This window comes from Actinoplanes sp. NPDC049668 (assembly GCF_044465445.1).
In the GTDB taxonomy this organism is placed as follows: Bacteria; Actinomycetota; Actinomycetes; order Mycobacteriales; family Micromonosporaceae; genus Actinoplanes.
Genome location: NZ_JBITLR010000003.1, coordinates 313,836 through 330,587, shown reverse-complemented (window position 1 = coordinate 330,587; position 16,752 = coordinate 313,836). Strand labels below are relative to the sequence as shown.

Sequence of the window (16,752 nt, the reverse complement as noted above, 5' to 3'; positions counted from 1 at the left end):
ACGGCACCCCGGGTGCGACGATTTACGGGACACCCGGGGACCGCACGCCCGCGGCCTCGAGGGAAGGAGACACCGATGTCCGAGATCCCCACGCTCTACGGGGGCCCCGCCACCCGCCGCGTACGCACCCGCGACCTGATCGCGGCCAAGGAGCGCGGCGACCGCTGGCCGATGCTGACCTCCTACGACCAGTACACGGCCGCGATCTTCGACCAGGCGGGCATCCCGGTCCTGCTGGTGGGCGACTCCGCGGCCAACAACGTCTTCGGCTACGAGACGACCCTCCCGGTCACCGTCGAGGAGATGCTTTCTCTGGTACGCGCGGTGGTGCGCGCGACGAAGACCGCGCTGGTCGTGGCCGACCTCCCGTTCGGCTCGTACGAGGAGGGCCCGACCCAGGCGCTGCGCACTGCCGTCCGGTTCATGAAGGAGGGCGGCGCGCACGCGATCAAGCTCGAGGGCGGCCGCCGCGTCGCCGAGCAGATCAAGGCGATCACCGGGGCCGGCATCCCGGTGATGGCGCACATCGGCTTCACGCCGCAGAGCGAGCACACCCTCGGCGGCTACCGGGTGCAGGGCCGCGGCACCGGCGCCGAGGAGGTCATCGCCGACGCCCGGGCCGTCGAGGACGCGGGAGCGTTCTCGGTGGTGCTGGAGATGGTGCCGGGCGACGTGGCCAAGCAGGTCACCAAGGAGCTCGCCATCCCGACGGTCGGCATCGGCGCGGGGCCGGACACGGACGCGCAGGTGCTCGTCTGGCAGGACATGGCGGGCCTGCGTACCGGCAAGGCGCCGCGCTTCGTGAAGCGCTACGCCGACCTGTCCGGGGTGCTGACCGAGGCGACGAAGGCGTTCGCGGACGAGGTCCGCGGCGGCGCGTTCCCGGCGGAGGAACACACGTTCTGAGGCAGGGTCCGGCTCGGGCAAGATCGGATCAGTGGCACACTTCGTCTATGTCCGTTCCTGCCCGAGTCAGCCTGGCGACCCTCGGCGTGACCGACGTGGCCCGCGCGACCGAGTTCTACGAGTCCCTCGGCTGGCGCCTCTCCCCCGCCTCGGTCCCCGGACTGGTCAGCTTCTTCCATACGGCCGGCGGCCTGCTGTCGCTGGTGGCGACCGACGACATCGCGGCCGACGCCGGCCTGCCCGCGCGCCCCGTTCCGCCGAACCCCGCGACGGACTTCCGCGGGACCATGCTGGCGATCAACGTGGAGAGCCCGGCGGCGGTGGACGAGGCGCTGCGCGCCGTGGTGCAGGCCGGCGCGACCCTGGTGAAGACCGGCGGCGGCGCGGAGTGGGGCGGCTACCTCGGCTACTTCACCGACCCGGACGGGCACCTCTGGGAGATCACCTACAACCCGGCCTGGCCGCTGGACGAGGCCGGCGTACCGCGGCTGCCCTAACGGTCAAACCCGCTCGAAGAGGACGCTGCGGGTGATCGGGTCGGCCTCGGTCAGGCGTACCTGAATGCGCTCGCCGAGGGGCAAATCGCCGACGCAGCGTGCCTGCACCGCCGGGTCGTCGATCGCCACGGTGCCGCCGCGCGGGCGCCGGTTCTGCCGCTCACCGGCGGCCTCGGGCCGGGCGGATTCGGGCTGGGCGGCGGGTTTCGGCGGTGCGTCGATGTCGAGCACGCCGGCCTCGAACGTCTCGCCGACCCGGTGTGCGAGCAGCACCGCCTCGGCCAGCGCCACCGCCGCCCGGTCGGCCCCCGAGGCGACCCGGTCGGTGGTGGCCATGCTCTTCGGCAGGCGGGGCAGCGCGTCGCGGGCCCACTGCGGCACCGGCCGCTCCTCGTGCAGGGCAAGGCAGACCTCGGTCGCGTACCGGTCCGCGAGGCGGCGCAGCGGCGCGGTGACGTGCGCGTAGGGCGCGCCGACGCCGCCGTGGCCGGTCTCCGCCGGCTGATCACCGTCGAAGGCCGTGTACGCCGCGCCGCGGAGCAGGTCCGCGGCCTGGTTGAGGAACGCCGCCCCGCGCGGGCTCGCCGGGTCGATCGACGCCACGACCGCGCCGACGGAGTCGCCCTCCGGCCAGGCGACGCCGAGCGACCCGGCCGCGGCGCGCAGCCGGACGATCGCCTCGGGCCTGGGCGCGGGCATGGTCCGCAGCAGGCCGATCCCGCCGTCGATCATGAGCTCGGCCGCGGCCATGCCGGTGAGCAGCGAGATCTGGGCGTTGTGCTCCTCGACGTCGAGCGGCGCTCGCAGCACCAGCCGCCAGCCGTCGCCGTGCGGCTCGACCTCCTGCTCGGGCAGCGGCAGGCTGACCGCACCCCGGTCCGCCGCCCGCCGGGCCAGCAACGACCCGAGTTCGGGCAGCAGCGCGATCGGCTCGGCAGCGGTGCCGGCGTCGACGGCGGCCTGCAGCCCGGCGTAGTCGAGCTTGGCCCGGCTGCGCACCCGCGCCCGTTCCAGGGCGATCCCGGCGATCGCGCCGTCCGAGTCCACGTCGATGGTCCAGAGCACGGCGGCCCGGTCGACGCCGGGCAGCAGGCTGACGGCGTCCTCGCTGAGCAGCCGCGGGTGCAGCGGGATCTTTCCGTCCGGCAGGTAGATCGTCTGCCCGCGCGCCCAGGTCTCCGCCTCGAGCGGGCCACCCGGCCGCACATAGGACGCCACATCGGCGATGGCGTAGCGCACCCGGTAGCCGCCGGAGTCGGTCCGGCTCAGGGCCATCGCCTGGTCGAGGTCGCGGGAGGTGGCCGGGTCGACCGTGACGAACGGGATGTCGGTGCGATCCGTCGCCGGCAGCGCGGTGGCGGACACGGCCTCCCGCGCTTCCCGCATCGCGTCATCCGGGAACTCGCCGGGTAGTTCGAGCTCGCGTCGCAGCACGGAGAAGTCGATGCTCGGCGCCCACACCCTGTTGATCGGCACCGCTCATTCCTACCAGGCGCGGACGCGCAAGGGCCGCGCCGACCTCGGCGCGGCCCTTGCCGGTGCGGCTGTGCGGATCAGCGTTTCGCGGCCGCCCTGCGCACCGGTGCGGCCGAGGCGGAGCGGCTGTTGCCGGCGACGGCCCGGCGGGCCGCGGCGGGCGTCGCCGCCTTCGTGACCCGGCCGGCGTTGGTGGCGGAGGTCTTGGTCATCGCGGCCGTCCTGGTGTTGGCGGTACGGCCGGCGCCGGCCGCCCGGGCCTTGGCCACGTTCGCGGCGCTGCGGGCCGTCGCCTTCTTGGCGGCCGCGACCTTGGCCGCCGTCACGGCCGCGGCCCGGGCCGCGACCGTCGCGGCCGCCGTCTTCGCTGCCGCCGACTTCGCGGCGGTGGACTTCGCGGCGGTGGCCCGCGTGGCCGTCGACTTCGCGGCCGTCGACTTCGCGGCGGTGCTCCTGGCCGTCGTCTTGCGTGCCGCCGGCCTGGTCGCGGTCGTCTTCTTCGCGGCGGTGGCCTTCTTCGCCGCGGTCGCCTTGGCGGCCGTGCTCCTGGCCGTCGTCGACTTCGCCGCGACCTTGGCCGGCGCCTTCCGGGCCACCGGCCTGCCGGCGGTCGCCTTCCGGGCCGCGGGCCTCGTCGCCTTGGCCCGCGCGGCCGCCGACTTCGCGGCGGTCGACTTCACCGCGGTCTTCTTGGCAGCGGTCGCCTTCTTCGCGGCGGTCGCCTTCTTCGCAGCGGCCGTCTTCGCGGCGGTCGCCTTCTTCGCAGCGGTCGCCTTCTTCGCAGCGGCCGTCCTCGCGGCGGTCGCCTTCTTCGCAGCGGCCGTCTTGGCGGCCGTGGCCTTCTTGGCCGCAGCCGTCTTCGCGGCGGCAGTCCTCTTCGCCGCAGTCGTCTTGGCGGCGGTCGCCTTCTTCGCCGCAGTCGTCCTGCCCGCGGTCGCCTTCTTCGCCGCAGTCGTCCTGCCCGCAGCAGCCTTCTTCGCAGCGGCCGTCTTCGCAGCGGCCTTCTTCGCCACAGTCGTCTTCGCGGCTGTCGCCTTCTTCGCCGCAGCCGTTTTCGCGGCTGTCGCCTTCTTCGCCGCGGTCGTCTTCGCGGCGGCAGCCTTTCTCGCCGCGGCCGCCTTCGCGACAGCAGCCTTCTTCGCCGCGGCCGCCTTGACCGCAGCGGCCTTGGTTGCGGTGGAACGGGTGGCGGTCGCCTTCGCCGCGCCGGAGCGGGCGGTGGTCGCCGACCTGGCCGCGGTGGTCTTCGCGGTCGTGCTCTTCACCGCGGACGCCGACTTCGCCACCGCGCGCTTCGCGGTACCGGCCTTGGCAACCGTGGCCTTCGCAGCCGTCGGCTTAGCAGCCGTCGACTTCGCGGCCGACGACTTCGCGGCCGACGACTTCGCGGCCGACGACTTCGCGGCGGATCGTGCGGACGTCGACCGGGTAGCCGTCTTGGTCGCGGGCGCCCTCCCGGCCGCGCCGGACCGCGCCGCCGTCTTCTTGGCGGCCGTGGTCCTGCCCGCGGGCCGCGCCGTCACCGGCTTGATCGCGGTCGACGCCGCGGCCGCGGTGCGCTTGGCCGCCGGAGCGGCGGGAGCGACAGGAGCGGCGGCGGGCTCGGTCGCGGTGGGCTCGGTGCTCGTCGGCGCGCCCCCGGTGGGCTGGACGATCGCCTGCACGGTGGTGACCGGGTTGGGCGAAACCGCCGCGACGGTCCTGGTGGTGGCCGGCATCCGGTCGGCCTCCGGCTCCGCGGCGGCAGGTGACGCGGCCGGCGGGGACGCGGGGGCCGGCTCGGCGACGGCCGGGGACGCGACGGCCCGCGCGGATGTTGCGCGGGTCGCGGCTGCCCGGGTCGGGGCCTTCTTGGTCACGGCCATGGGGACGTTCCTCCTTGCGAATGACTACGGGTCGTCTCCGCCTGGAGACTGCAGGATTCCGGCTTGGACACAGGGGTCGAGCCGGCCTAGCTAGCTGACCTCCCCGGTCCAGCGGACATCCTCGGCGTCCCACGCCGCGTTGCGCTTCTCGACGTTCTCGAGCGCCCGCGTGGCGTCGTCAGCGGAGGCGTACGGGCCGAGCCGGAACTGCGCGGGACACACGCCGTCCCCGGTCTCCACCCGCTTGTGGCGGAGGCACCAGAAGTAGCCGCCGCCGGGCCCACTGTCGTTCATGCAATCACTGTGCACCTGAAATCGACCATGCGCTACCGATTCAGGCAAAAAGCCCTTTTTTTCCATAGTGGAGTGTCGGAAATACCCCCCGAAGGAACGACAAACCCGCTCCCCCCATCGGGTGGAGCGGGTCGTCGAACCCTTGCCTCAGAGCGCCGCGGCGACCAGTTCCGCCACCTGGACCGCGTTGAGGGCCGCGCCCTTGCGCAGGTTGTCGTTGGAGAGGAAGAGCGCGAGCCCGTTGTCCACGGTCTCGTCGGCGCGGATCCGGCCGACGAACGTCGGGTCGCGGCCGGCCGCCTGCAGCGGCGTCGGGATGTCGGAGAGCTCGACGCCGGGCGCGGAGGCCAGCAGCTCCCGCGCGCGGTCCGGCGTGATCGGCCGGGCGAAGCGCGCGTTCACCTGCAGCGAATGGCCGGTGAAGACCGGCACGCGCACGCAGGTGCCGGACACCTTGAGTCCCGGGATGCCGAGGATCTTCCGGCTCTCGTTGCGCAGCTTCTGCTCCTCGTCGGTCTCGCCGCGGCCGTCGTCGACGATCGAGCCGGCCAGCGGCAGGACGTTGAACGCGATGGTCCGGGCGAACGAGCGCGGCGCGGGGAACTCCACGGCGGCACCGTCGTGCGCGAGCTCAGTCGCGCGGTCGGCGACCTTCTTCACCTGCTCGTCGAGCTCGGCGACGCCGGCCAGCCCGGCGCCGGACACCGCCTGGTAGGTCGTGGCGACGAGCGCGATCAGCTCGGCCTCGTCGTGCAGCGGGCGCAGCACCGGCATCGCGGCCATCGTGGTGCAGTTCGGGTTGGCGATGATGCCCTTGGGGCGCCGCGCGATGGCGTCCGGGTTCACCTCCGCCACGACCAGCGGGACGTCCGGGTCCATCCGGAACGCCGACGAGTTGTCGATGACGACGGCGCCGGCCTCGGCGACCCTCGGCGCGTACTCCTTGGAGCTCGCCCCGCCCGCCGAGAACAGGACGATGTCCAGTCCGCGGTAGTCGGCCGTTGCGGCGTCCTCGACGGCCACCTCGCCGTCCCCCCAGGGGAGGGTGCGGCCCGCGGAGCGGGCCGAGGCGAAGAGCCGGAGCTGGTCTACGGGGAACCGGCGCTCGGCCAGGATCCGGCGCATGACGCCACCGACCTGTCCCGTCGCGCCTACGATGCCGATCCTCATGCGGATAAAACTACGGCCTGACTTCCAGCGGACAAACTCGGTATCCCAAGGCTCGGACCAGCACCGATGACTCATCGTCTTACTATTCAAGATTTCTCTCCCGATATTCGGGACACGGACGTAGCGTCATGACATGGCTGCTGTGTACACCCACGGGCATCACGAATCGGTCCTGCGCTCACACCGCTGGCGCACCGCAGAAAATTCGGCGGCGCATCTGCTGCCGCGGCTGAAATCCGGCGACACCCTCCTGGACGTCGGCTGCGGGCCCGGCACCATCACCGCGGATCTGGCGACTCTCGTCACACCCGGGCGCGTCACCGCCCTCGAGGTCACCGGGGCGGCCCTCGACCTGGCCCGCGCGGAGATCGAACGCCGCGGGCTGGGCAACGTCGACCTCGTCGTCGGCGACGTGCACGCGCTCGACTTCCCGGACGACACCTTCGACGTGGTGCACGCCCATCAGGTGCTGCAGCATCTCGCCGATCCGGTCGCCGCGCTGCGCGAGATGCGCCGGGTGACGAAACCCGGCGGCCTGATCGCGGTACGCGACAGCGACTACGCGGCCTTCACCTGGTACCCGGCGCGGCCGGAGCTGGACGAGTGGCTGGACCTGTACCAGCGGGTGGCGCGCGGCAACGGCGGCGAGCCCGACGCCGGCCGGCGCCTGCTCGCCTGGGCGCACGCGGCCGGCCTGACCGATGTGACCGCCACGTCGAGCACCTGGTGCTTCGCGACGCAGCAGGACCGGCGCTGGTGGGGCGGCATGTGGGCGGAGCGCGTCCTCGAATCCGACCTGGCCCGCACCGCGCTCGGGACGAACGCCGCGACGAGGCAGGATCTGGAACGGATCTCCCGGGCCTGGCGGGACTGGGCCGAGGAGGACGACGGCTGGATGTCCCTGCTGCACGGCGAGCTGATCTGCCGGGTGTAGGACCTTAGAGCGACTTCGGCTTGAAGGCCCAGTGCCACGGCTCGCGCGGGGTGTTCTCCACGAAGCCGTACTTCTCGCCGTTGGCCCGCATCCACGCCTGCGCCTTGTTGTTGAGGTCGAGGTCGGTGGCCATGCCCCAGCCGTGCTCGCTGGTGCCGGGCTTGGCCGCCAGCCCGCCCTGCGAGTAGAGGCCCTTGCGCCGGGCGACGTCGACCTGCTCGTCGTACGAGCGGTACGAGTCGGTGATCCCGATCGTCACCCCCTGCGCCTTGGCGTCGGAGATCATCCGGTTCAGCGACTCGGCCGCCGGCGCCCAGAGCTTGTGGCCGGTGTTGCCGACCTTCTCCAGGGCGCTCGCCGGGATCTTGCCGTTGCCGTACCCGGCCAGCTCGGTCGGGATTCCCTTGCTGTTCAGCGAGTACGACTTCGCGGCGCCCGCGGACGACTGGGTACCCATGGCGTCCGCGAGCGCCGTCGCGAAGGCGCTGCCCGAGGCAGAAGTGGAGGCAGACGTGGAGGTGGTCGCCGATGCCTGCCTGGGCGCCGTCGCCTGCTGAGTCTGCAGCGCGATGATCCGGGTCTGGATCTGTGCGATCCGGCTGTTGACGGCCTCGATCCCCAAAACGAACAACCTCCGTGCTCGACGGCTTGTCCAAGTACCGATCGGCGCGGTGCGGGGATGACTGAGCGGAAACCCGGGGTTCAGACGGCCAGCGGCAGGTCGATGGTGTGCGCGGTGTGCGACACCTTGGCCTGCAGGTAGCGCACGTTGGCGTCCGAGGCGTGCACCTTGGTCGGCACCACGGTCCGCACGTCGACGCCGGAGTCGCGCAGCTGCGCCGGCTTGTCCGGATTGTTGGTGAGCAGGTCGACGGTGCCGACCCCGAGGGCGGTCAGCATCTGGGCGGCCGCGGTGTAGTCCCGCTCGTCGTCGGCGTGCCCGAGTGCCCGGTTCGCCTCGTACGTGTCCATGCCGAGGTCCTGCAGCGCGTACGCGTCGAGCTTGGCGTAGAGCCCGATCCCCCGGCCCTCCTGGCGCAGGTAGAGCAGGAAGCCGCCGGCGGCGGCGATCCGCTCGACGGCCTCGCGCAGCTGAGGGCCGCAGTCGCAGCGCTCGGAGCCGAGCACGTCCCCGGTGAGGCACTCGGAGTGCGGGCGCACCAGCGGCACCTCGGCACCGAACGCGTCACCCAGGGCGAGCGCCAGGTGCTCCTTGCCGTCCGTGAGGCCGTCGAAGGTGATGACCTCGGCGGTCGTGCGGTATCCGTCCGCGAACTTCAGCGGCACGGTGACCCGGCTGCGAATACCCAAAGACATGAGAACTCCCTAAGCACTTGACGCTTCAAGCGCGTGATCCACCATACGCCGCACTTGTTAAAGGAACCACGAGCCAAACGTCACAACGGATCAAGGAACAGCCGACAAAGATCGTGACGGTTCGCGCCGCCCAGCCCGCGCCGACCTTGAGGGCGCGGCCGTCTCGGGCCGAAACAGGTGCGCGACCAGCATGAACAGCCGTCCGACCCCGCGGACTCGGCCGACCAGGCGCGTAACGCGGGCCAGATCGGCGGGATCCATGTCAGGCCAGATCGGCGGGATCCGTGTTCGCGCCGCAGAGCAGCACGACGACCCGCTCACCCTCGGCCGGCACGTAGGCACCCGAGCTCAGCGCGGCCTGCGCGGCGGCGGTGCCGTGCTCGACGGCGACCCGGTAGTCCTCCCACAGCTGACGACGGGCCTCGACGATCGCCCGGTCCTCGACGAGCACGCACGGCAGCCGCTCGGCGGCCGCCGTCTCGTACGCGATCGTCCCCGCCCGCCGCGCACCGAGCGAATCGACCGCGACGCCCGAGACCCCGACGTCGACGGGACCGCCCGCCGCCAGCGCCGAGTGCAGCGTCGCCGCGGCGTACGGCTCGACCGCGACGACGCGGGCCCGCCCGCGCAGGGCTGCCGCGAGGCCGGCCACCAGGCCGCCGCCGCCGACCGCGACGAGCACGGTGTCGAAGCCGTCCGGCGCCTGCTCCAGCAGCTCCAGGCCCAGGGTCCCGTTGCCCGCGACCATGTCCGGATCGTCGTACGCGTGGCAGAACAGCGCGCCGCTGACCTCCGCCCGCACGGCCGCGGCCGCGTACGCCTCCGCGTACTCGTCGCCGACCTGGACGACCCGCGCGCCGAGCTTGCCCAGCTTCGCGACCTTGACCGGCGGGGTCGTGACCGGCACGTAGATCTCGGCCGGCACGCCCAGCTCCCGGGCGGCGTATGCCGCCGCGAGGCCGGCGTTGCCGCCGGACGCGGCGATCACGCCCGCGGCCGGCAGGCCCCGCTCCGCCGCGACGAGAATCTTGTTGAACATGCCGCGGGTCTTGAAGGAGCCCGCGTGCTGCAGGAACTCAAGCTTCAGGAGGGCCGGCGAGTCCCGCAGCAACGGCGTGCGCCGGACCCGGCCGGCGATCCGTCGCGCCGCCGCCTCGACTTCGCTGGTGGGTGTCACCCGATCCGTTCTACACGACGCCGAACCGGTACGGGGCACCCACCGGAACGGCCTCACGTTCCCCCACCAGGCGCGCCAGATCCAGCAGGCGGTGCGAGAAGCCCCACTCGTTGTCGAACCAGCCGCGCACCTGCACGCCGCCGTCGGCGCTGGTCTGCGTGCCGGACGGGTCGAAGAGGCAGGACGCCGGGTTGTCCCGGACGTCGATGGAGACCGTGGGGTCCGGGTCGTAGTCCAGCACGCCGGCGAGGCGACCGGTCGCGGCCTCGGCCATGGCCCGGTTGACCTCCTCGCGGCTGACCGGGCGGTCGGTGAAGCCGGTCAGCTCGGCGAGTGAGCCGATCGGCGTCGGCACGCAGTAGTAGCTGTAGCGCACCTTCCCCAGCTCCGGTAAGGCGACGCTGAGCAGGTCACCGGCGACGTGGTTGTGCGGGATGATGCTCTCGGCGGTGGCCCGGCCCAGCCGGGGATCCTCGCGCGACGAGCCGATCATCGCGTCCTGCGCCTTCTGCCACCCCTGCACCGCCAGCACCACCGAGGTGTGCACCGAGCGCAGGCCGAACCGGTCGAGCAGCACCTTCGCCAGCACCGACAGCGCGTTCACCCCGCAGGAGGCCGGCGAGATGACGTGATGCAGGAGCGGGTCGTACCGCTCATGGTTGGCGCCGTAGACCAGCACGGCGTCGGGGTTGTCCGCCGAGGCGCTGATGACGACCTTGCGGGCGCCGCCCCCGGTGATGTGGCCGCGCGCGCTGCCGCCGTCGCGGAACCGCCCGGTGGCCTCGATGACCACGTCGACGCCCGCGTCCGCCCACGGAATGCGCCCCGGCTGCGACTCATTGAACGCCCATATCGGACGGTTGTTAACAATCAACTGACCGGCGCCCGCGGCGACCGTTCCGCCGAATCGCCCGCGCAGACTGTCGCGTTTCAGCGCGTACGCCAATCGGTCCACCGGAGCAATGTCGTTAATGGCGGCCACCGTGATTCCGATATCCGATTCGGCACCCAGGATGCGCATAACGCTCCGCCCGATCCGACCGAAACCGTTGATGCCGATCACGACACTCACCAAGATCTCCCTATGGCCGGATGGTCGACAGACGTACCCGTGACGCGAACGTGGAGGCGTCGCGCCAGCAAACACTAGCCGTCACTCTCCAGACACTATGAGTGTGCAACTTGCACGTCAACCAAACTGCTCAGAGTGGATACTCACAGTGTGCCCCGCGACGACGGCGGGCTGGCCGAGCAGTGTACTCAATGGGATACTCCCCTCCGGACAACGCCGCCGACCTGCGAATATCACTATGTCGAGAGAATCGCAGGCAGGGCTTGCACCGCACCGCTGAGTAGTCGCACACCCGCCGGTCCGGGACACACCGGCCGCACCGGCACAGGGTGCGACGGCCGCCTCCATACCGGACGGTGTCCGCGCGGCCGGACCTGCGAGGATGGCACACCGCCCCGGCGGCGGCGGCCGGGCTCCCGCACGGAGGCGAGTACCCGAGGCCCGATTCCGATCATCCGCACTTTCGATGGTCCAATGCGTCGCCGACCATTCATTCTGCCGTTCGAAACATATGCCGACAAAAGATTCAGGCCCCCGTTGTCAACACCCACAACGGGTAGTTCACGCCCAGTCATACCGAACGTCATCCGGAACCGTGACGGACGGATTGCCCGACAACTCCGCGATCGGCTGAATCATCATCGCCGCGGCCGGCGCGCGCTCCGATCAGCCGCCGCCGCAGCCACCACCGCCGCAGCCACCGCAACCGCCGGCGTCGGCCTGCGCCGCCCCGCCGTCCCGACGCGAGAAGTTCCACCCGCCACCGGGCCGCCGACCCAGGCCGCCGAGGTGCTGCAGGCAGGTGGTGCCCTTCAGCTCGTGACAGACCCCCCGGCCACCGCAGTCGGCCAGGTAGTGCCGACCGCCCGGGACGGCGAGATCCCGGTCGATGCGGAACAGCAGCGGCAACTGCGCCGGCTCACAGCCCTCGTCCTGCTGCGCCATGCGGAAGGTGTCCCGCAGCGCGGTCGACTGGTTCGCCGCGGCACCGTCGGCGCTCATCGCCGACTCGGGCACATGGTGCAGGAAGCGCCCGAACGCGACATCACAGAACGCCGCGTAGTCCCGCGTGTGCAGCACCAGCTCATGCCAGAGATCGTCGACGACGACGGACGGCATGGAGAGCCGGGCCCGGGGGTTCCGGGCGGCGAGCCGGAACCACTGCCGGGCGCCCGCCTCAACGGTGTGGATGTCATCGGCGCTCAGATCCTGGTACCCGGTGGCGAGACGATGCCGGACGCTGCTCGGAAACTGGTACGCGTCGACGGCGGCGACCCGCTGCTCAGCCCGGCGCGTTCGGAAGAGAGCCATAGCAACAGCGTGCGAGGAACACAACGCAACGTCAACGAACGTACGGCCCGCTTCCCGTCCGATCCTTGACACCCCGAACCCCACCCGGCCGTCGGCGATCGCCGTAACCCCGGCTGGTTCCGATCAGGTGGTTGGCGGCTCACCGCCGGAGGTCGCCCGCTCCTCAAGCCAGAGCACGTGTCCTCGTACCACCCAGCCGGTCCAATAGATCGCGAGCAGGACCACGAAGCTCGCAGCCGATCCGACGGTCATGACGGCAGTCGCCGGACCCCCGCCTCCGTTCCAGCCCAACGCTCCGAGCGCAGCGAGCACGACAAAAGCGATCATGAGAATCGGAAGTACAGGTCGATCGACGGGATGCGGATGACGCGACAGGCTCACGTGACTCCTTCATGGTTCCGCAGCGCCCGCGGCCCCCAGCCGTCGAGCGATGCCAACATCGCGCTCGGGCGGATCACGGTATCCGACCCGGCGCCTGGGCACGCGGAGCTTCACCAGTCGTAGGCAGAAACATCGAGAATCATGGCGCGGTCTGCCGGCTCCGTGCATAGGCTGCCGGGTGGCACGAACAAGCCATCAAGGGGTTCCGAGTATGTCGATCGCTTCAGGTGGCACCCCCGGTCCTCGCCTCGACGCCGACCTCGCCGCCTTGGACAACAACGTTTACGGCCTCCTGCACAACGCCTCGCACCTGGAATCGCTCGCACGCGCATTCACGAAACTGGGATGGGGCGCCCGCAAGTCGGCATGGGATGAGTACGAGGTCGAATGCGGGTGGTGCCAGATCAACCTCCTCAATTCCGGAGGAATGCGGAAGTTTGCCGGCGTGGTGGCTCCGGCCCGCGTTGACGAGCTGGCTGACACCTTCCGCTCGCTCGGCATCGACTACGAAATCGAGCTGTACGACGCCACGGGAGAACTCGCCCGAACGCTCCAGCCCTGAGCCGCTTTCATCCTACGTAGCAGTTGGCCTCGATGTGGTACGGAACAACGATGGCTGAGCGGCGGCTGCGGCAGCGCTGGTCCGGAGACCATCGGTCACCTGGCGTTCAGGTGCGTCGGCGCTGCGTTCGGCCTTCCTGGCTGCCCTCAACGCGCCCCCTGGCCGCGTCGCCCAGGCCGCCCCGGTCGGCAGCCGACCAACACCCGAACCCAACCACCTACGGACCTGTCGTCGCTGCGGCCCGATTCGCTCTGCACGACTGTTGTCGGACGTTGGCATGGCCGCCCGGCCAGCTCCCGGCCGGGCGACCATGACGCCCTGGGCAACGGAGTGAGCGGCCCGCCCGGCGCCGCTTGAGGGATGTACAGAAAGCTTGAACAGGCAAGACTCGGCAAATCATCAACAACATCTTCGTCAGGAGATACGCGAGGCCCTTTGTTCTGGAGAGCGCCGTGGATGTTGGAGCGCCCGGATTAGCCGAGATGACAGGATCGAGCTGAACCCTCGCCGAGGGTCCCCGGTCTGGCCCGTCTGAGGTCAGAGCAGGGAAACGACGCGGAACCGTTTCAGCGCAGCCGCGTTGCATCGTCCACGGTGAAGTCGGGGTCGCCGATCCAGCCGCGGTAGTCCGATCCATGCCAGTAGTCCTCGTGCTCGGCTCGCCAGGCGGCAACCGAGTCGTTTCCTTCGCCCTCGTCGCGGGCGTGGTGTTATCGACATCGCCGAGTCGACAGACACGCACGTCGGTCAGCTCGCTTACAGCGACCTGGCAGGCGGTGGAATCCAGCACGGCCGCTCGCGTGCCCACGACCGGAAGCGGTTCGCCGTCGATCTCATAGTCCCGGAGCAGTCCGGTGGTAGCGGTCTTAACGTTCGTGGTCGTCCGTGTTGATAGGCGCTCGTTCACCCAGCTGGTCACCCGGTCTGTGGCGCTCCGGGCTGAAGGCGGTCGTCGAGTTAGTCCTCGACTGGACCGTACAGCGGATATGGAGTGCGGGCCGCGAGCCTCGTCCGATCGCACCATGCCACCTCCGCGATCTCATCCTTGGCCGCAAAGAGACAGAACCTAGTGCGCGGTCCCGGGGGTGTAGAGGTCGTCCTCGGTGACGACCGGGGCGATGTCGTCCTCCGGGCGACCGACCCGCGCGGCCGAGCTGAACATCGCGCCGCGGGCCGGGTGTACCGGGGCGAAGGATGCGAAGCCGCGGCGCTGCGGGATGTCGTCGTAGACCGCCTCCATGCCGCCGCGCAGCAGGTAGGTCTCGTGCCAGAAGCCGGTGCCGCCGCTGTCGCGCAGGAAGTCGCGCCACCACAGGCGGTGCGGCTCGGAGCGGGCCCAGGCCAGCAGCGTGGGTAGGTCCCGCCAGTACTGGCGGATGCCGAGGTGCATGGGGAACAACGACCAGAGGAGCGGCTCGTGCGCGAGCAGCCCTTCCGGCTTTTCGTCCGACGGGCTGATCCGCGGGCCGCGGGCCATCAGGGTGCGCAGGCCGTAGAGCCGGTTGACACGCATACCCAGATAGACCACCACCAGGTCGGGATAGGACGACAGGTCGACGGTCTCTCGATTGACGCGGCTCAGCATCGCCGGATCTCCTTCAGGTCGGGGATCCTCCGATGGTAGGGCCGCGCACCGACCATCTACTTGATGCGCACGGCCTTCTCGGTCAGCTCCCAGCCCGCCCATGACTTACCACTTGCCGAGCAGGCCGAAGTCGGCGGATCGGCCCATCGTGTGCAGCACTTTTGAACGTCTTCAATGCGGTCCTCCGGGCCGCGCGCAGCCGCTTCGCCGGCCGTTCGCGCCCTGCCGCTTCGCTCCCGGCGCGACCCGGCAGCGGACGCGGCGAGGTCAGGCGGACACGCCGAAGCCCGGCAGCAGCCGACTTGCGGCAGATGCCGGGCTCGGACGGACAGTGCCCTACAACGGCCGAACGACGATAGGGGGCGGCAGCGGTCCTGCCGTACGCTCGCGAACGGCTGCAATCCCGGTGCCGCACAGACGGGCGATCGGGCGACGGACACCGGGAGTTCCCGTCGCTTGCGCCCGTACCAACGCTCTCGCCGGCCGCCGAAGCCTCCGGCGGCCACTGGTAACCAGAGAAACACCTGGTCAGAGCCCATGATCAGGGCTCTGACCAGGAAGGCGACGGACGAGTCGACCTGTACGCCGGATTCTGCTGCTCAGACTGGCTGTGAGCTGCGGAAGCGTCGCTTCCAACGCCGTCCAGGGCGCGGCCAGGGCGTGACCGGCCTCTGCGGTTTGCCGAACAGGGCGTCGATCGCCTTCCTCGCGCGGTCCTCACTGGCCGGCATGATGTGCGTGTAGGTGCGCAAGGTGAAGCCGGGATCGGCGTGGCCCAGGTAGGCGGCGAGTGCCTTGATGGTCTCCCCTGCGTCCAGCAGAGCCGAGGCGTAGAAGTGCCGCAGCGCGTGCATCCCGGTTGCTCTGCTGCGCTCGATCCCGGCCTGTTCCAGCGCCGGATGCCAGACGTCTGAGTTGAAGTCGCCCCGGTTGATCGCGTTCTTGCGCGTTGTCGTGAACAGCAGCGTGGCGGTGACCGGTTCTCCCTTGAGGGGGTTCTCCCACGGCAGCGTCACAGGGACTGGCGGTACCGCTGCCATGTGTCGAGCCAGGATGTCGGCCAGGGCGTCGGAGAGCGGCACCCGTCGCTCCTTGTCGTTCTTCGGCAGCCCGAAGGCAAGTCGGGATCGCACCCTCTTTACCTGCCGCCGAACGTGAACCCAGCCGGTCAAGAAATCCACGTCTTCAACGGCGAGGCCCAGGATCTCCCCTTGCCGCAGGCCGCAGCCACTACCGATGTCCACCATCGGCTGATAGCGGGCGGGTATTCCAGCTCGAATCGAGCGCACCTGTTCGAACGTCCAAGGCACCACCTTCCGCTCGATCGGACGAGGCGGATCGACGGATTTGGCCGAGCACGGATTCTTGCCGATGCGTTCGTCGTCGACGGCCGCGCCAAGGATCGTGCGGAGGTGGGTGAACGTCACGGCACGGGTGCCAGGTCCGATGACGTCCTCCACCTCCCGCTCCCATTCGCGGATGAGCCCTGGCCTGATCGACGAGAGCTCCCGGTGCCCGAAAAACGGGTAGAGATGCTTCCGGACCCGTATCTCGACGCCCTCACGGCTGGATTCGTCGAGACGCCGCGTGCGGAGCCACGTCTCGGCGTAGTCCCGGAAGAGCATTCGGCCGGCGGCTGGATCGATGTAGGACCCGCGTAGCTTGTCCGACTCGACGGAGATGAGGTACTCGTCGGCAGCGCGCTTGGCTCGATCAGGAAACGACTTCTTACGCTCACGACCGGTAGCAGGGTCGATGTATCGGACTCGGTACCGCAGACCCACGCCATACAGGCCAGTCTTGACCCGCACGTTTTTGCCGTCGGGTCGCTGCACGGTCTTGAACCAGCGGTCCTCCACATGCCCCATTACGCCGCCTCCTGCTGGTCGCGGAACCATTGGCGGACTTCCTCGGGGTCGTAGCGAAGGTGTCTCCCGACACGGCCAGCTGGCGGGCCGTAGCGGCGCTTGCGCCAGGCGTAGAGGGTTCCGACCGGAACGCCTAGGTAGGCAGAGGCTTGCTCGATGTGCCAAAGGCCCTCATTGAGGGTGGTTGGGTTGGTCATCCATCTCCTTTCGGCGTGACGGTGAAGTACACGCGCGGATCTCTGCGGGGTGGTACTGACGCGGCAGATGGCCTGGCAGATTCACCGGGCCACCCTCAGGTGACGAGTTCGGTTGGGTCATAACGATCTCCTTCGGATCG

At 70.4% G+C, this 16,752-nt stretch carries 18 protein-coding genes and 1 pseudogene; 5 read left to right on the top strand and 14 right to left on the bottom strand.

The window, feature by feature from the left end; genetic code table 11:
- The first annotated feature begins 75 nt into the window (after positions 1-75).
- Complete coding sequence (gene panB / locus ACIBSW_RS14210; RefSeq protein ID WP_354717240.1) at positions 76-906, top strand: 3-methyl-2-oxobutanoate hydroxymethyltransferase; 831 nt, start codon at positions 76-78, stop codon at positions 904-906.
- Positions 907-953: 47 nt separating this feature from the next.
- Positions 954-1,403 (top strand): VOC family protein, encoded by a 450-nt coding sequence (locus ACIBSW_RS14205; protein WP_354717241.1) that lies wholly within the window; start codon positions 954-956, stop codon positions 1,401-1,403.
- Positions 1,404-1,406: 3 nt separating this feature from the next.
- Here the strand turns inward: ACIBSW_RS14205 and ACIBSW_RS14200 are convergent, their stop codons facing one another.
- Together ACIBSW_RS14200 and ACIBSW_RS14195 are read right to left on the bottom strand one after the other, a co-directional pair.
- A complete protein-coding gene (locus ACIBSW_RS14200) occupies positions 1,407-2,879 on the bottom strand; it encodes an RNB domain-containing ribonuclease (protein ID WP_354717243.1) in 1,473 nt (490 codons plus the stop codon).
- 77 nt (positions 2,880-2,956) lie between these two features.
- Positions 2,957-3,559 (bottom strand): hypothetical protein, encoded by a 603-nt coding sequence (locus tag ACIBSW_RS14195; protein WP_354717245.1) that lies wholly within the window; start codon positions 3,557-3,559, stop codon positions 2,957-2,959.
- Between ACIBSW_RS14195 and ACIBSW_RS14190 the strand changes: the two genes are divergently transcribed.
- Positions 3,519-4,838: a hypothetical protein gene (locus tag ACIBSW_RS14190; RefSeq protein WP_354717247.1), complete on the top strand. Its 1,320-nt coding sequence runs from the start codon at positions 3,519-3,521 to the stop codon at positions 4,836-4,838. The two genes, ACIBSW_RS14195 and ACIBSW_RS14190, sit on opposite strands and share 41 nt — an antisense overlap.
- Here ACIBSW_RS14190 and ACIBSW_RS14185 read toward each other — a convergent pair.
- On the bottom strand, positions 4,835-5,038 hold the full coding sequence (locus tag ACIBSW_RS14185; protein WP_354717248.1) for a hypothetical protein: 204 nt from the start codon (positions 5,036-5,038) through the stop codon (positions 4,835-4,837). The genes ACIBSW_RS14190 and ACIBSW_RS14185 overlap by 4 nt on opposite strands.
- Positions 5,039-5,185: 147 nt before the next feature.
- A complete protein-coding gene (locus ACIBSW_RS14180) occupies positions 5,186-6,208 on the bottom strand; it encodes an aspartate-semialdehyde dehydrogenase (RefSeq protein WP_354717250.1) in 1,023 nt (340 codons plus the stop codon).
- A 142-nt stretch (positions 6,209-6,350) separates the two neighbouring features.
- On the opposite strand from ACIBSW_RS14180, the gene ACIBSW_RS14175 reads away from it, so the two are divergent.
- On the top strand, positions 6,351-7,142 hold the full coding sequence (locus ACIBSW_RS14175) for a methyltransferase domain-containing protein (RefSeq protein WP_354717297.1): 792 nt from the start codon (positions 6,351-6,353) through the stop codon (positions 7,140-7,142).
- Between the two features lie 4 nt (positions 7,143-7,146).
- On the opposite strand, the gene ACIBSW_RS14170 is transcribed toward ACIBSW_RS14175, so the two are convergent.
- The 6 genes from ACIBSW_RS14170 to ACIBSW_RS14145 all read right to left on the bottom strand — a co-directional run bounded on the left by ACIBSW_RS14170 (position 7,147) and on the right by ACIBSW_RS14145 (position 12,271).
- Entirely contained in the window at positions 7,147-7,764 is a 618-nt protein-coding gene (locus tag ACIBSW_RS14170) for a M15 family metallopeptidase (RefSeq protein ID WP_354717251.1), read from the bottom strand.
- An 80-nt stretch (positions 7,765-7,844) separates the two neighbouring features.
- Complete coding sequence (ribA, locus tag ACIBSW_RS14165; RefSeq protein ID WP_354717253.1) at positions 7,845-8,459, bottom strand: GTP cyclohydrolase II; 615 nt, start codon at positions 8,457-8,459, stop codon at positions 7,845-7,847.
- Positions 8,460-8,721: 262 nt separating this feature from the next.
- Positions 8,722-9,636 (bottom strand): serine/threonine dehydratase, encoded by a 915-nt coding sequence (locus ACIBSW_RS14160; RefSeq protein WP_354717254.1) that lies wholly within the window; start codon positions 9,634-9,636, stop codon positions 8,722-8,724.
- Between the two features lie 10 nt (positions 9,637-9,646).
- Entirely contained in the window at positions 9,647-10,699 is a 1,053-nt protein-coding gene (locus tag ACIBSW_RS14155) for a type I glyceraldehyde-3-phosphate dehydrogenase (RefSeq protein ID WP_404799357.1), read from the bottom strand.
- A 675-nt stretch (positions 10,700-11,374) separates the two neighbouring features.
- On the bottom strand, positions 11,375-12,019 hold the full coding sequence (locus ACIBSW_RS14150; RefSeq protein WP_354717257.1) for a hypothetical protein: 645 nt from the start codon (positions 12,017-12,019) through the stop codon (positions 11,375-11,377).
- A gap of 123 nt (positions 12,020-12,142) precedes the next feature.
- A complete protein-coding gene (locus tag ACIBSW_RS14145; protein WP_354717259.1) occupies positions 12,143-12,271 on the bottom strand; it encodes a hypothetical protein in 129 nt (42 codons plus the stop codon).
- Between the two features lie 340 nt (positions 12,272-12,611).
- On the opposite strand from ACIBSW_RS14145, the gene ACIBSW_RS14140 reads away from it, so the two are divergent.
- Positions 12,612-12,962: a hypothetical protein gene (locus ACIBSW_RS14140; protein ID WP_354717261.1), complete on the top strand. Its 351-nt coding sequence runs from the start codon at positions 12,612-12,614 to the stop codon at positions 12,960-12,962.
- 537 nt (positions 12,963-13,499) lie between these two features.
- Here ACIBSW_RS14140 and ACIBSW_RS14135 read toward each other — a convergent pair.
- The 4 genes and pseudogenes from ACIBSW_RS14135 to ACIBSW_RS14120 all read right to left on the bottom strand — a co-directional run.
- Positions 13,500-13,830, bottom strand: a pseudogene (locus tag ACIBSW_RS14135) (ASCH domain-containing protein); the annotation flags it as partial.
- Between the two features lie 198 nt (positions 13,831-14,028).
- Entirely contained in the window at positions 14,029-14,547 is a 519-nt protein-coding gene (locus tag ACIBSW_RS14130; protein ID WP_354717263.1) for a monooxygenase family protein, read from the bottom strand.
- A gap of 599 nt (positions 14,548-15,146) precedes the next feature.
- Positions 15,147-16,415 (bottom strand): site-specific integrase, encoded by a 1,269-nt coding sequence (locus ACIBSW_RS14125; RefSeq protein ID WP_354717265.1) that lies wholly within the window; start codon positions 16,413-16,415, stop codon positions 15,147-15,149.
- Positions 16,415-16,612: a helix-turn-helix domain-containing protein gene (locus ACIBSW_RS14120; protein WP_354717267.1), complete on the bottom strand. Its 198-nt coding sequence runs from the start codon at positions 16,610-16,612 to the stop codon at positions 16,415-16,417. Before ACIBSW_RS14120 ends, ACIBSW_RS14125 begins: the two co-directional genes overlap by 1 nt.
- Positions 16,613-16,752 lie beyond the last annotated feature (140 nt).